General features: G+C 30.1%; 11 protein-coding genes. All 11 read right to left on the bottom strand.

From position 1 onward, the window contains the following. Positions 1–70 precede the first annotated feature (70 nt). Positions 71–1,681, bottom strand: a complete 1,611-nt coding sequence (locus ACJDTP_RS10215; protein WP_406761107.1) for an aldolase catalytic domain-containing protein — start codon at positions 1,679–1,681, stop codon at positions 71–73. A gap of 5 nt (positions 1,682–1,686) precedes the next feature. Next, entirely contained in the window at positions 1,687–2,346 is a 660-nt protein-coding gene (locus ACJDTP_RS10210) for an acylneuraminate cytidylyltransferase family protein (RefSeq protein WP_406761106.1), read from the bottom strand. 118 nt (positions 2,347–2,464) lie between these two features. After that, positions 2,465–3,526, bottom strand: coding sequence for a radical SAM protein (locus ACJDTP_RS10205; RefSeq protein ID WP_406761105.1), 1,062 nt, complete (start codon positions 3,524–3,526; stop codon positions 2,465–2,467). A gap of 201 nt (positions 3,527–3,727) precedes the next feature. Continuing rightward, positions 3,728–4,753: an NAD-dependent epimerase/dehydratase family protein gene (locus tag ACJDTP_RS10200; protein WP_406761104.1), complete on the bottom strand. Its 1,026-nt coding sequence runs from the start codon at positions 4,751–4,753 to the stop codon at positions 3,728–3,730. 121 nt (positions 4,754–4,874) lie between these two features. Then, complete coding sequence (locus ACJDTP_RS10195) at positions 4,875–6,212, bottom strand: 6-hydroxymethylpterin diphosphokinase MptE-like protein (RefSeq protein ID WP_406761103.1); 1,338 nt, start codon at positions 6,210–6,212, stop codon at positions 4,875–4,877. Between the two features lie 285 nt (positions 6,213–6,497). Then, on the bottom strand, positions 6,498–7,982 hold the full coding sequence (locus tag ACJDTP_RS10190; protein WP_406761102.1) for a radical SAM protein: 1,485 nt from the start codon (positions 7,980–7,982) through the stop codon (positions 6,498–6,500). Positions 7,983–7,995: 13 nt separating this feature from the next. Then, positions 7,996–9,180, bottom strand: coding sequence for a glycosyltransferase family 2 protein (locus tag ACJDTP_RS10185; RefSeq protein ID WP_406761101.1), 1,185 nt, complete (start codon positions 9,178–9,180; stop codon positions 7,996–7,998). 9 nt (positions 9,181–9,189) lie between these two features. Continuing rightward, on the bottom strand, positions 9,190–10,305 hold the full coding sequence (locus ACJDTP_RS10180; RefSeq protein ID WP_406761100.1) for a glycosyltransferase family 32 protein: 1,116 nt from the start codon (positions 10,303–10,305) through the stop codon (positions 9,190–9,192). A gap of 20 nt (positions 10,306–10,325) precedes the next feature. After that, complete coding sequence (locus ACJDTP_RS10175) at positions 10,326–11,840, bottom strand: SPASM domain-containing protein (RefSeq protein ID WP_406761099.1); 1,515 nt, start codon at positions 11,838–11,840, stop codon at positions 10,326–10,328. A gap of 17 nt (positions 11,841–11,857) precedes the next feature. Then, positions 11,858–13,255 (bottom strand): glycosyltransferase family 2 protein, encoded by a 1,398-nt coding sequence (locus ACJDTP_RS10170; RefSeq protein WP_406761098.1) that lies wholly within the window; start codon positions 13,253–13,255, stop codon positions 11,858–11,860. Between the two features lie 3 nt (positions 13,256–13,258). Beyond that, on the bottom strand, positions 13,259–14,365 hold the full coding sequence (locus tag ACJDTP_RS10165; RefSeq protein ID WP_406761097.1) for a glycosyltransferase family 2 protein: 1,107 nt from the start codon (positions 14,363–14,365) through the stop codon (positions 13,259–13,261). Positions 14,366–14,375 lie beyond the last annotated feature (10 nt).

Here is a 14,375-nt window from a genome sequence, read left to right as displayed (position 1 = left end):
ATTATTGACAATCATATTTCTATTATATAAAGCATTTAACTACTTAATGGTAAAGATTTCATATTAGGCACTACTTAAATACCTCTTGAAATTTAGATGGTGTAATAAAACTTATTTTACATTTTGATTGACGTGTAGCTTTATACTCCTCCAACATGCTTAGTAATTCTCTATTAGCGTTTTCCGAACTAATAAAATCTAATTTTCTTTCTAGTTCTTGTCGTGCATAATTATCATAATATGCATTATTATATCCATCAAATCCAGCTAACGCTATAGAATTAACATTAAATAAATCTAATAATCTAAGTAAAAGTATGCCTGAATTATCTAACTGCTCCCATCCACACTTTACTAATTTTCCAAAATCAACTGAAATTTCATCTTCAATTGTATTTTTTGAAATATTAGAAGTAATAATTTTTTTATATCTTTTATATCTGCTATCATGTTTCCAATAATTATACCTTTGTCTATTTGAAAAGTAAATATAGTCAATCTTATATTTATCAATTATAATATTAACACTAATAACTATAGGATTATATTCATTTATATATTTCAAGATTACACTTTCAAATGTTACCAATGTTTTTCCTGGCAAAATAATTAGTATATCTCTTCCCATAAAAATTTGTTTGAGGATATGTTTTTCCTTAGAATCATCTTTGAATGTATTCACATACTCAACATATGTTTTTTCCAAAAGATTATAGTCATACCTTTTTCTATTTGTAGAACCTATTTTATTTAAAATAAATCTCATATCTTTACTTGATATGCTAGCTTTTTTAATTAAATATGAAATATTATTTACATGTGCACTATATGAACCTGCTAAATAATATGGAATTGAATACCCCCATTCGCATCTTGCCTTTATGCTTTCGATATAATTATCAATTAAATCGAGAATAATATCTATATCATAGTTAGCATTAAACTTTTTATTCATATATTGAAGCATTAATTCAGTATTAGTATTACCAGCACCTCTTCCAAGTCCGCATATAGTTGAATCAATAATTACGTTTCGTAGTCCTTGAGAAAATTCAACAAATTCTTGCGATAACGCAAAAGACATTTGTAAATTATTATGCGAATGAAAACCTATAGAGCTCGTCTTAGTTAAATTATTATTAATTAGATAAAAAACCCTCTGTAAATCACTCTTATACATTGAACCAAAAGTATCCACAATAGAAAAAGCATATGGTTCAAGTGGATTAACCATTTCAATAAATTCTATTAGTTCTTTATCTGAATAACCTAAAATATCTACAGGTTGCACATATAATTTATAACCCTTTTTAACAATTTCACGACAGAAGTCTATCACCTCATAGCGTTCATCCTTAAAAAAACAAGCACGTATCCCATCTATTGCACCGCCGTCATAATTTTCCAAGTTACTTATTGAATACCTACTGTAATCAGCTAACAGAACAAAAGAAGCTTTTTTCGTATCCTTTGGTAAGTATTCCTTAACTTGTGATATGTTATTATAAATTGTTGTTCCCAATTTATGTTCTTCATTTTTTAAAAAACCACATTCAATAATATCAATATTAGATTCTAGTAAGCCACATATAATTCCTTTAATAGTTGTATCTCCAAATTCTGCATCTACTAAATATCCGCCATCTCTTAACGTACAATCTAATAATTTAATATTCAACATTTTAATCACACCTCCTTTTTTAATAGTGACATATATAATGCATTAGCAATCTCAAAATCTTCAAAATTATCAATATCAACACTCTCTATTTTCGATACTTCACAAATATATGGTTTTATACCAATCCTTCTATTATATTTTTCAAAAACTTCTTTTCTAAAAACGTATGCTGCTGATACTTCACTGTAAATTGGAGTTAAGTCTTGAGTTCTAGGAATACGACTTGCATCAAAATTTAAAGGTTTATCATTTTTCCACAATAAACTTTGAATTTTATTAGCTGTAAATGCAGAATCGTATTCACCTCCTAACACCTTATTAATGCATTTAGAAATATTATTGTGGGATACAAAAGGAGATGTTGCATGTGATACAACATATATATCTGAATCAATTTTAGATTTAAATTCCTTAATAATATCTTGAGGTGTTGCAGTAGGAGTATCTAAAATTTCACTCCTTTGAATATATCCTATTCCCTTTGGTAGATATTCTTTTATTTTAGGATTGCTGCAAAACACATATATCTCATCTATTTCAGTAATTCTTTTTAGTGTATTTAGAATAAATTTAATTAATGGAGTCCCATCATCAAAACATTTTGTATTTTTATTTGGTAATCGTTCATTGTTCATTTTTATCGGAACAAAAGCTACAATTTTCATTTTTACTACCACACTCCAACTATTAAAATCAGTTCAATAGATTCAACATAAATTACTTAAAACAGTACAACTTCCACCTATATATAATTTGCTATTGCTTCTATAAATAGATTTGTTTTTACTTTGTGAAATGCAATGTGCACTTTTTACATTGTGGTATTTTCCACCATTCACCACAATAATGAGCATTTCTAATAGCCTTAAATTTATCTCCATTCCAAATTTCTTCAATGGATTTATCATTTATATTACCTAAAGAATATTCTTCTTTATAATTTTCGCAACAAGCTTCAGTTTCACCATTCCAATTAATTGTCATTCTTTGCCACAATTGAGAATCAGCAAATAAACAATCCTTTATATTTTGTGAACTTCTCTCAATAGTATTATATATCTCCTCATCTGAAATGATAATATTCTCTTTATGTTCTTTGTTGAAACTTATAACATCTACAATATTAGAAAATAATTTTTTAAAGTTTTCAACTTCAGATATGGTATCCTTTGTCAATACCATTCCAGCTCTAACTAGAGTTCCATATGCCTGCTTCTTATTTCTAATTTCTACGAACTTTTTTATATTATTTAAAACATCTTCATATACTGCTCCAATTCGAATTTTCTCATATAGCTCTTTTGAAGGCGCATCAAAAGAAAATAACATTTTATCCAAACCAGCATCTATAATTTGTTCAGAAATTTCTGGTGTAAGAAGTACTCCATTGGTATTCATTATTATATCTACCACACCCTTCTCCTTTGCATATTTAATCATATTAACAATATCAGGATTTATTAATGGTTCTCCTCTATGAGTGAGCTTAATAGCATACACATTACATCCATTTTTATCTGAAACTTCGTCTATTATTCTTTTAAACATATCCATAGACATCATCCCTAAGTTATTGAAGCAATTTACATTATTACTTATAGCAATTGTTCTAGGACACATAGGACATTTCAAATTACATATGTTTGTAGGCTCGATATCTAGATTTAATGGAAATCTTTCTACTATATTATTCTTAGCATTATCATTCCATTTTTTACGATATTCCCAATACTTTTTAGTCTTTCTTTTTTCCCAAATAGGATAAATTCCACCCTTTATTTCCGAATATAATACATTTATTGGAATATTAATCTTTGCATTCTCCTTATTATTGAGCACACCCATTTTTATTCTCCTTTTATAGATAAATTAAGTATTTTGTTAATTTACTCCACTTTCAAAACTCTTGTTTAAATTATTGATTGATTTTATAATCATCTTTATTGATTAACTAGATTAATTGTAATAAAATATTACTCTCAATTTAAAATATGTATGGATTCCAATATTACTTCTCTCTTGTTTTTAATAACCATCGGCAAATGATTAATTCAACCATTTTATCATTCTTTGATAAGCTTCCAATAACCCGATTGTCGGTTTCCACCCTAGCTGCTTCATCTTTTCTGCTGACAATCTAATTTCTGTCTTAGGTGCAAACCCATAGTTATGCTGATTAGCTATATCTATTATTACTTTAATTCTATTTTTAGCAATTTTTTGAGCTACTAGCTCTGCCATCTCAAATATGGTCATACTAGTTTCTTCATTTACTATGTTATATGCTTCACCATCTTCCCCTTCCAATAGTAGTTTAAAAATCGCAACGATTGAGTCTGCTGAATAACAGTAATTTCCTCTAGAATCTCCCATTGTATGAAGTATAATATCTCTATTTTCTATGACAGATTTAGCAAATTGGGCAAAAACTCTATTTTCTTCTGGTAATATTCCGGCCCCAAATGTTTGTGCCAATCGCGCAATTTTTATCGGGACATTATATTCAACATAATATGAATAACAGATATTTTCCGCCATTCTTTTCCCTAGAGAATAACAGCTTCTTGTATTTAAAATTTCTATACTACCTAAATCATTTTCAGTTAATATTTGCATTCCTTTAGATGTTGCTCCATATACTTCCATAGAAGAAAGATAAACCATGCTTTTTACTTGTTTTTCATTAGCAAGCTTGCAAATATTCATTGTTCCATTAACAATTCCTCCAGACACTTCTGTTGGATGTTCTACCATATCTTTAGAGCGTGTAGTAGCAGCGCAATGAAAGATAAAATCCACCTTATCTTTTATTAAAGGGAGATTACACACATCACCCTTTATTAATTTAACCTTACTATCATGATACATAAATTCTGCTTTAGCTACATCTCTCACTATAGCAATAACTTTAATATCATATTTATAGTCATTAAGAAAATTCAAATAACGTATTATTAATGACCCTATAAACCCCGTTCCACCGGTAACTAAAACTACTTTTCCGCTTAACTTTTCCCAATTTAAATTCGATGATAATACATATTTAAAATCATCTAATAATATATCCTTCATATGATCGTTCCCTCTATTTTACTAATTTTATGAAAAATTAGATATCTAATCTCTATTTAATGTTTTTATCATTTTCCAATCACTCTGTATTTTTTTTATATACTATCACAAGAAATATATATTAAAACAAACTATCAAAATTCACTCTTTCAAACTCCTCAACAGCTCCTCCACGTGTTGCATTATATATCCTGAAATTATGCTGACGTGAGTATAATTCTGCCTTTTTAAACGCCGAAAATACAGCCTCATAATTTGGAGGATTTATTTTTTTCATCTTTCCAAAATAATCATCTATAAAATGGTTACTATTTTCCTTTAGATTAGCGGTAAATTTCATATCAACGCCTATAATATAAATTTCTTCAAATCCCATATATGCAGCTATCTGAATTGAAGAATATATCACGTTCCATCCTTCATACACCCCATTTACGATATCAGAACTAAATCCTGGCATATGTGGCAGATAGCTCTGAGCACGCATATGAATTTTTTCAAGGTTGTGAGTCTCCCTACCATCCCAAATATCCTTTATGTAATCACCAATAAACTTAGTACATTCAACTGTCGCTAAAACTTCGTTATAAAATTCAATTATGCATTTATTATCTTGCATCACAAAATAGTCTGGTCTCCATTTCACTTTATCATAAACTTTATATATCTGATTGCAAGCAAATGTTGTTTCATTCTTTTCGCACAGTTTTTCCAGATCTTCTGTCCTAATACTTGGTCCATTACCTATGATAAAACATCTCTCACCCTTATGAATATCCTTATATTTGCTTAATTCAGGATTTCTATTTTCTCCAAACAGGTCTTCAGTATTACTAAAATCTGCTATCATAAAATCTCTTTTTTCTTCTGCGAGAATATCTCTTAACGTACTTCTCTCTCTTGATTCAAGAAGAACTAAAAGATCGATATCATTTTGTATTTCTGAAAAATCTCTTACTGGGTATCCATAGTACTCTAAATCCTCCTCAACCTGGCTGTAAGAATTAATTATATACTTTACACTTAAATCACCAGATTCAGCATTTAACATATCAATTAATATCTTTGATTTAAATGGCTCACCTTCTATTGCTATAGAGTGATATCTTCCAGTATCATAGTATTTAATATAATCAATAATTCTCAACTGATGTTTAATGTCATCCACTACATTAAAATGTTTGCCAACATAATAATCATATTCAGAATATATATAATATTTCATTATCCCCATCTGCTGCAACTGACTTTCTACTTCTTCCACTCTGTCTTTTACTGATATTACGATTATATAATTACACGCTATCTTTTCTAACTCATTAATAGATAGTATATGTTTTCCACAATACTCCTGGCCGCACTTACTACTATCAACAAAATATTCAATCAAATCCTCTCCAAAACAATCAAAAGCAATTTTACCAAGATAGCCTGCACCAAATAAAATATATTTTTTCATAAACAGCCTTTCCTCTTTTCTATAAAAACATAATTAAATCTTTTATTACTTCATTTATTTCCTTATTGATGTTTCTCGCTTTAATATTGTAAGGAATAAACAAATCAAAATTTTCACCATTTATTTAATCAATTATACTAAAATTAATTTTACAAGCGCATTCATTTTAAATACTTTTATCCTCAAGTGTAATATTCTTAAAATATAGATATTTATTTCTTTTTTCAACTCATATATAAGAATCAACTTTAAGCTCCGGATTAATATTTGTATTGCATCTGCTAATTAATACAGATAAAATGAATCACAGTATTCACAATGCTTCCAATTTCTTCTACCCTCAGATATGCATTTTCTTATCATCTGATACTGTTTTCCATACCATACATCAAGTATCGACTGCTTTGTCAGATCTCCTAATGTATTTTTTCCAATTGGGTCATTACAACAAAGCGAGACTTTTCCATCAGGCCTGACTATCATTTGCTCAAATGGAAGTGCACACTTAGCATCTCCATATGAGACAAGCTCTTTACGATTTGGTGCATCTCCACCTCTCGATGTTAAAATTTCCTGCGGCTTACGAAGAACAATCGTTACTTTTCTACGAAGCTCTGGATGTTCTTCAATATATTCCTTAATCTCACGGCATGGTTTTATGAGTTTAAGATCCTGCATGTAGTTATCAATAATAAGTTCATCAAGATAAGGTATAAGATCTTTAAATTTTTGTAATGTAAACAATGTCCCATTCGTAAACATATGAATACGTGCATTAGGAAGATGCTCTCTTGCATATTTATTTAGCTCCACGATTCTTTCATCTAACAATGGTTCATTATTAGAAAAAGTTGATAATTCACCTGAATAATTAAGTTCTTCAAGCTGTCCTATTATACTCTTAAATAATTCCATACTCATCCTTTTCTCTACACGAGGATCTATTATTTTATTAACAGGACAGAATGAACATGTTCCGTTACAGCGATTAATTGTTTCAATTTCAATGTAATCAAATAACTGCACATCTTCTTTTGCAATCCTTACAAATGAATCTATAGCTTCAATAATGCTATTATTGGCAACAATTGAATTCCACTGTTCTTCTGTATTATCATTTTGTAAACCTTCGTATGGATTTATTACTATTTCATCCGTTTCATAGTAACCATTCTTCTTAAAAGGATTAATTACTAGTGTTTCTTTTTTCACCACCTGTTTAAGCTTAACACCTAGTGCAGCATTATGAGCTCCTGCTGCAACGATAAAGCAGTCTGCTTCAGATACTGCTTCATCAAGTGTACATATCTTATATGATAGCATGTTCTTTCCCAAATAATCCCTGCTTTGATCCGCTGCAACAACAAATTTAAGCTTATCTCCAGAGCTACTGTTCATTATTCTTGATATAAGCTGTTCTGTATAGCCATCAATTCCATATACTGCAATCGAGGTTACATTAAGCTTATTAAGTCTGACTTCTATATCTTTTATGAATTTTTCATATGAAGGCGAATAATAAATATAATTTAATATACCATTTTCTTGAAGCTGCTCTGCTATCTGTGTTAAATAATTGCTTGAAATAACCACCTGGTAACGATCTGCAATCTTCTTATACTCATCAAAGCTAATAATTTTCTTTCCTAGAATATTTTTGCCAACTTTGACTTTATTATTATCCACAAAGTATTCCACGTTCTCTTCACCATAATGTTTCAATGCCATCTTTCCGAAATTGCCTGCTCCAAATAAAATATATTTCTTCATATAACTTTCTCCCTTAATTCTTTATTTCCACCGGCTTTTTCCATATTATCAATGACTCATCTATTCCTCTATCAGTAAGACTATTCTTTATATCATCTGCAACTATTTTAGTCCTTGTAGCAATAACTATATATTCCCATGATACTTCTTCAAGCTTATCAGGAGTATCAACATTGAAATTATTTTTCTTATATGAAAGATAATTTTTGTCTACCCACAATGCAATATTACAAAATCCTGTTTCCATAATCTGCTTATGATATATCTGTCCTATCTCTCCAGCACCATAAAGAACTATATTGCTCCCTTGCTTAACAGAACCGTATGGAAACAATAAATATGAATGAAAAATAGTGTATAAATCAATTCCAAGTTCCTGCCCTATTCCCTGATTAAGAAACTTTAACATGTGATAATTAAATTGTGGTTCTATAAGATACCAGTATTCTGATCGCTTCATACGTGAAAACATATTTTTATACAACGCATTAAAACGTTCAAAGTAATACTCGTCATGGGCACTGGATACTGAGTTTTCTCTTTTTCTATAATGATAAGGAGATTCATTTATAATACAAACACATTCTGAATCTAGGATTGCCGAATATACACAGGCACTATCTTCACCATTCCATATCTTTTCATCAACTTGCATCTGATTATCATATAAAACTTCTCTCTTATACAGCTTATCCCAACAGCTTGGCGAAAGCCCCCAGTCGAAATATGTACCCGTATATAGCATCGTTGGATATACATTCTTTACAAGCTCTTCTCCTCGATAAACACCTGCTGGAATTATATTTGAGACAACAGTTATCTCGTTCATAAATTCCTCTTTATGGGCACATACAACAATATCGGCATTGTTCCTTTCCATCTCTTCTGACATAATCTCATACATTTCAGGCTCAATCCAGTCGTCACCATCTACGTATGCTATGTAATCAGCGGTTGCAGCTTTTAATCCAGCTTTTCTTGCACTTACAAGACCACCATTTAACTTATGTACTACTATAATTCTTGAATCTTTTTCTTTATAGAAATCGCATATTTCTCCACTTTTATCTGTAGAGCCATCATCTACAAGTATAATTTCTAAGTTATTATATGTCTGTTTCATAATACTTTCAATACATGTTTCTACATATCTCTCTATATTATAAATCGGAACAATTACACTTATCTTTTCTTTCATTTAATCCTCCTATTCTGAAAAAGCTTTTTCCATCTGTTTTTTAACTTTTAGTTCTTCCTCGGGAAGCCATGATGCTGCAAAGTGATGAATACTATATGTATTTTTAGTCATCCTGCATCTAAATGTATTCTGGCTTATCGGACAAAGATATTCAACCGGATATATTGTCATACCATCTACAATCTGAAATGTCCCATCTTTAATTAATCCGTACTTTTCAAGCTCATCAGTCTGTAAAACCGTACTTGGTCTTAAATCTAATGTTCCATCTTCTTTAATAAAATGAAAACTTTCATATGCATCTCTTAATTTTTTAAGCAATGGAAAACCTTTAACAGCACCAAATCCTGATCCTGTATTAATACGCTCTGCGGTTTCAAATCCTAAAAATGCATCATTATAAAGGAGTTCATCTAAATTTTTTACTATTTCAACATCTGTGTCAAAATATATGCCACCATATTGATATACTATATCAAGCCTTGCATAATCAGGTACAAATCCCCATTTTTTATTTTTATACGCATCATCCATATATTTTACTTTTGTAAAATCATAGTTACTCTCATCCCATTTCTTTATTTCATAGTCAGGACAAAATTTCTTCCATGATTCAATGCATCTTTTCGCTTCAGCAGGCAACTCCCCATTTCCAACCCAAAAATAATGAATTATCTTTGGTATCTGAAGTGTATCATTACGTTTGAAATTATTAGGTGGCAACTTAGCATTCCACATTACATCATCTGCATCTATTAGATATTGATACCTTGAAATATACCAAGATAAATCTATCGTATAACATCTAGTATCGTTAAGATCAATAATTTTCTTTATCTGATCAACTATCTCCTGATAATGTAAACATGTAATAAGAACTATAGTATCATCCGTTTTATTCATTAACAAATAATCAACTGGCCTTATGGGAATCTCTGTATTATTTAATACTTTTACTTGCCCCCATTTTTTAGAATCATTATCGATAAAATAACTGATATGTTTTTCAAATCCTGGATGATCACCTGCTATTTCAATAGGGACATTGCCAGCGCAGAAGCATACAAGTTCTTTGCCCTTTAAATTTTCTATAAATTTATGATATTTTCCTGTTGCCTCAATCATTTTAACCCTCCTCCGTTTTATTAATACATAAAGAATACATCACAATACTGACATGTTCCATAATGCTTCCTGCCTTTAGATAGTGCTTCTCTTGCTTCCTGATATTTCTCACCATACCAGACATCTAAAAGACTCTGTTTATTTAAATCTCCTAATGTTATTTTTCCCAACGGATCGTTACAACATAAGCTGACTTTTCCTGTCGGTCTTACGACCATCTGCTGAAATGGATGGATACACTTCATTTCTGGATATGTAGGCATTTCTGTCCTATTAGGAGCATTTCCCCCTCTTGTTGATAATATATCCTTTGGCCTGCGCATACATACTGTAACTTTTTTCTCTAATTCTATTTTTCCTGTACAATATTCTACAATCTTTTGGACTTGTGGTATAATTTTTAGTTCCTGATTATAGTTATCAATAGCAAATTCATCTAAGTACCCAATCAATTTTTTAAATATATCGAGCGTTAAAAGAGTTCCATTTGTAAACAGATGGAACGTCGCATCCGGCAAATGCTTTCTTGCATAATCATGAAACTCTACTATTCTATCATCAAGTAGTGGCTCATTATTGGAAAATAAAGAAATTCTTCCAGTATAATGAAGGCTTTCTAACTGATTAATGATTGAATGGAATAATTCTTCACTCATATAATGCATTTCCCTTGGATCAACATTTCTATTAACAGGACAGAACGAACATACTCCATTACACCTGTTGAGTGTTTCTATTTCTATAAGTTTAAATAGTGGTGGTTCATCCTTTATCTCATTTATAAACGCTATAGCGCTATCCTGATAACAGTCATTTCCAGCTGTTCTTTCAATCCATTCGTCTTCGGTCTCAAGATGTGCTGAATTATAATGATTTGAGACTAAGACATCTTCATCCCCAAAATATCTTATTCTGAATGGATCAATAATATTAAACTCAGCATCATTTTCTCTAATATATTTCTTAAGACGTTCAACAATAGCAAGATGGTACTTTTGCGTTACTATAAGTATACCTTCTATTCCATTTGCAACTTCTTTAAGACTTCTTACTTTTACACCTCGAACCTCTTTTACCTGTTCAGAATCCTCCTGTAATATAACACTAGTAATTAGAGATGGATATATAATACTTATCATATGGATTAACGTTGATGCATCTCTATCATTACCATATAAAGCTATTGACTTATATTGACTTAACTCACAATTAGTTAGAAGTTTCTCATGTTTCACTAAAACTTTATAATTGATTACTGAACTAAAACCTGCTGCTTCAAGCTGTGCAGAGATTTCTTCTGAAATCGGCCAATCCACGCATATTACAATTATATCTGCTTTATGACTTTTTTCTAATTCGCTAAATGAGATAATAGTCTTTCCAATATAGTTTTTCCCCACCTTACTTTGTGCATTATCACAAAAATTAATTACATTCTCCTCTCCAAAATAATTCAGAGCTTCTTGTCCAATCCTACCTGCTCCAAACAATATAACTTTTTCATTATTTAATACTTTCGTTTTTAGTTGTGTCATATACCAACGTTCCTCCTTTATGTTAATCTTATAACCCCAATAATTCTGTCCGCCATTTCAGTAAAAAATATATCATTTAAATGGCATGGTGAACATCCATGTCTTGAGTTAATGTCTGAAAAATAGCTTTTACTATCATTACCATCAATTATTTTAATATCCTTATATTTACTTGCTATCCTTTTATATATGTCATTTATCTTTGCATTTTTTAGTCTTATAAGTTCTTTATCTTCAAACTCATTATCTGAATAATATTCACCATATTTTTCTGAAAGCAGGTTCTTTATTAGTATAATTTTTAATGAAGTATATTCTTTAGCTAAATTTAATACATTTTCAATATCTTCATATGATATCTCAGTATCCATGTCATTTGGCTGAGCATCAATAAACAGAAAATCTGTATCGGCTAAGACCTCTATTTTATTATACTTTATGACATCAGTCATCGAAGACCTTGTTACATTATCAATATCAAATGGTATCTGATTTACCATACAGTACAGATTATTGCTTCCTAATGTACAAAACTTCATACCATATGGTGTTTCCCAGCCATAAAAATATTCACTAAGAAAACTTATTAACTCGTTAATATATTTCTCAGAATTATCTATTCTTTTTAATTCCCTTACTGAAAATGATGTAAAGCGTACCGCAAAGCGCTCTAAATACCTTTTATATTTGATAAACTGATTCCTTTTTTTCATTTCATCACAGACATATCTTAGCGCTTCAACTGCGTGTTTGCGATTTTCAATATTATTTAGTATACTTCCATCACGGTTAATTCTGTAATACAGTAATTTTTCTTTTACATGCGCTATTCTATTGCATGAAGCGGCAATCATAGCATATGTTGATGTATCTTCATATGCTATGTCTGGAATCACTATATTACTGCTAATGAGAAGTTCTCTTTTATATAACTTTATCCACATCGCCACATCCGCTCCATATAGAAGCTCCGGCTGTTCACTTATTGAAGTTACTTCCTGAGTATATAATTTAGTGTTAAAGGCGAATGTTTTACCTGTTTTATCATCTACTTTATAGTAATCACAAAAAACCATATCTGCATCATTTTTCACAATGGAATGAACTAGTTTTTCCACAAAAGTAGTATCTATCCAGTCATCCGAATCTAAGAAAGCTATGTAATCTCCACTTGCAAGTTTAACTCCATAGTTTCTTGTGCTTCCTAATCCTTCATTCTGTTTCCTAACATATATAATTCTAGAATCTTTCTTCCTCCAGATTAAACATTTTACCTCAGAATCATCAGTAGAACCGTCATTAATTAATATAATTTCCAGATTTCTATATGTCTGATTAACCACACTTAATAAACACCTATCTATATATCTGCTTACATTATATACCGGTATTACAATACTTACTTTAGCATCCATCTACTATAATTCCTCCATTATAAACTCTGCAATGTTCCAGCTGATGATATCTTTATCATCGAAAATATCGCTAACTTGAGGCACTTCGATTATACGTTTATACCCCCCTTCAGTGTTATGGTTTATATATGTAATAAAATAATCAGCAGTATTTATATCTGTTGTAAGCTGATTTTCATCAAAAATAACTTTTTTGACTGAATTTTGCAAAAGTGCATCATTAATTACATACACTTTCTTCTCATTAAATTTTTTTAAATCTCGATCTAATTTTCCAATCATTTCTATAAATTCTATTAGTAGATCTTCAATCTCTTTGCTATTTTCATCTTTCCATTTTTGATAAGCAAATCTGGCTTGACCTAATAATAATTTTTTTATCTCTAATTTATATTTGTCTTGAATATTAAACCTTAAAAACCTCTCATTCATAAGTTTTAGTGATGATATTATATCTTTTATATTTTTTGCATTATTAGATAGACTACCTTTTCTATTACGGTAATAATTACATAATGCATCAGGCACGTACACAACTCTTTCAGAAAGTGCTGCTAAAATCGGCGTACATGCAATATCTTCAAAGGTAAAGTCTGGATATTCAATTTTGTTCTCAATAAACAATTTCTTTTTATATATTTTTCCCCATGCAAAAGTTCTAATTTTATTAATAATTGAAGTCTCCGACAAAACTGATACACAATTAGCATCTAATCTGATCTTTGAAACATTCTTCTTCATAGTAAGACTATCAACATAATATATATCACATAATCCAATGTCAGCATTAGTAGACTTCATTGCATTTATAATTTTTTCAATATATGTATCCTCAAGCCAGTCATCTGAGTCTAAAAATGTTATGTAATCATAATGTGCGGCTTTTATTCCTACATTACGCGCACTTCCAAGCCCTTCATTTTTCTTTGAAATATAAATTATTCTACCATCTTTTTTTGCCCATTTAAGACAAATATCTTCACTTTTATCTGTTGATCCGTCATTAATGATTATTATTTCAATGTCTTTGTATGTCTGATTAATAACCGAGTGAATACAACGCTCTAAATATGAGCTAACATTATATACAGGTATTATTATACTGACCATGCTCTCTCCC

It is taken from the genome of Candidatus Clostridium helianthi, from assembly GCF_045310795.1.
Classification (GTDB): domain Bacteria; phylum Bacillota; class Clostridia; order Clostridiales; family Clostridiaceae; genus Clostridium; species Clostridium helianthi.
This window is presented reverse-complemented; position numbering and strand designations above follow the sequence as displayed.

Coding starts and splice junctions, on each gene's coding strand:
- ACJDTP_RS10215 (WP_406761107.1), bottom strand. CDS start 1,681: ATGTTGAATATTAAATTATTAGATTGTACGTTAAGAGATGGCGGATAT.
- ACJDTP_RS10210 (WP_406761106.1), bottom strand. CDS start 2,346: ATGAAAATTGTAGCTTTTGTTCCGATAAAAATGAACAATGAACGATTA.
- ACJDTP_RS10205 (WP_406761105.1), bottom strand. CDS start 3,526: ATGGGTGTGCTCAATAATAAGGAGAATGCAAAGATTAATATTCCAATA.
- ACJDTP_RS10200 (WP_406761104.1), bottom strand. CDS start 4,753: ATGAAGGATATATTATTAGATGATTTTAAATATGTATTATCATCGAAT.
- ACJDTP_RS10195 (WP_406761103.1), bottom strand. CDS start 6,212: ATGAAAAAATATATTTTATTTGGTGCAGGCTATCTTGGTAAAATTGCT.
- ACJDTP_RS10190 (WP_406761102.1), bottom strand. CDS start 7,982: ATGAAGAAATATATTTTATTTGGAGCAGGCAATTTCGGAAAGATGGCA.
- ACJDTP_RS10185 (WP_406761101.1), bottom strand. CDS start 9,180: ATGAAAGAAAAGATAAGTGTAATTGTTCCGATTTATAATATAGAGAGA.
- ACJDTP_RS10180 (WP_406761100.1), bottom strand. CDS start 10,305: ATGATTGAGGCAACAGGAAAATATCATAAATTTATAGAAAATTTAAAG.
- ACJDTP_RS10175 (WP_406761099.1), bottom strand. CDS start 11,840: ATGACACAACTAAAAACGAAAGTATTAAATAATGAAAAAGTTATATTG.
- ACJDTP_RS10170 (WP_406761098.1), bottom strand. CDS start 13,255: ATGGATGCTAAAGTAAGTATTGTAATACCGGTATATAATGTAAGCAGA.
- ACJDTP_RS10165 (WP_406761097.1), bottom strand. CDS start 14,365: ATGGTCAGTATAATAATACCTGTATATAATGTTAGCTCATATTTAGAG.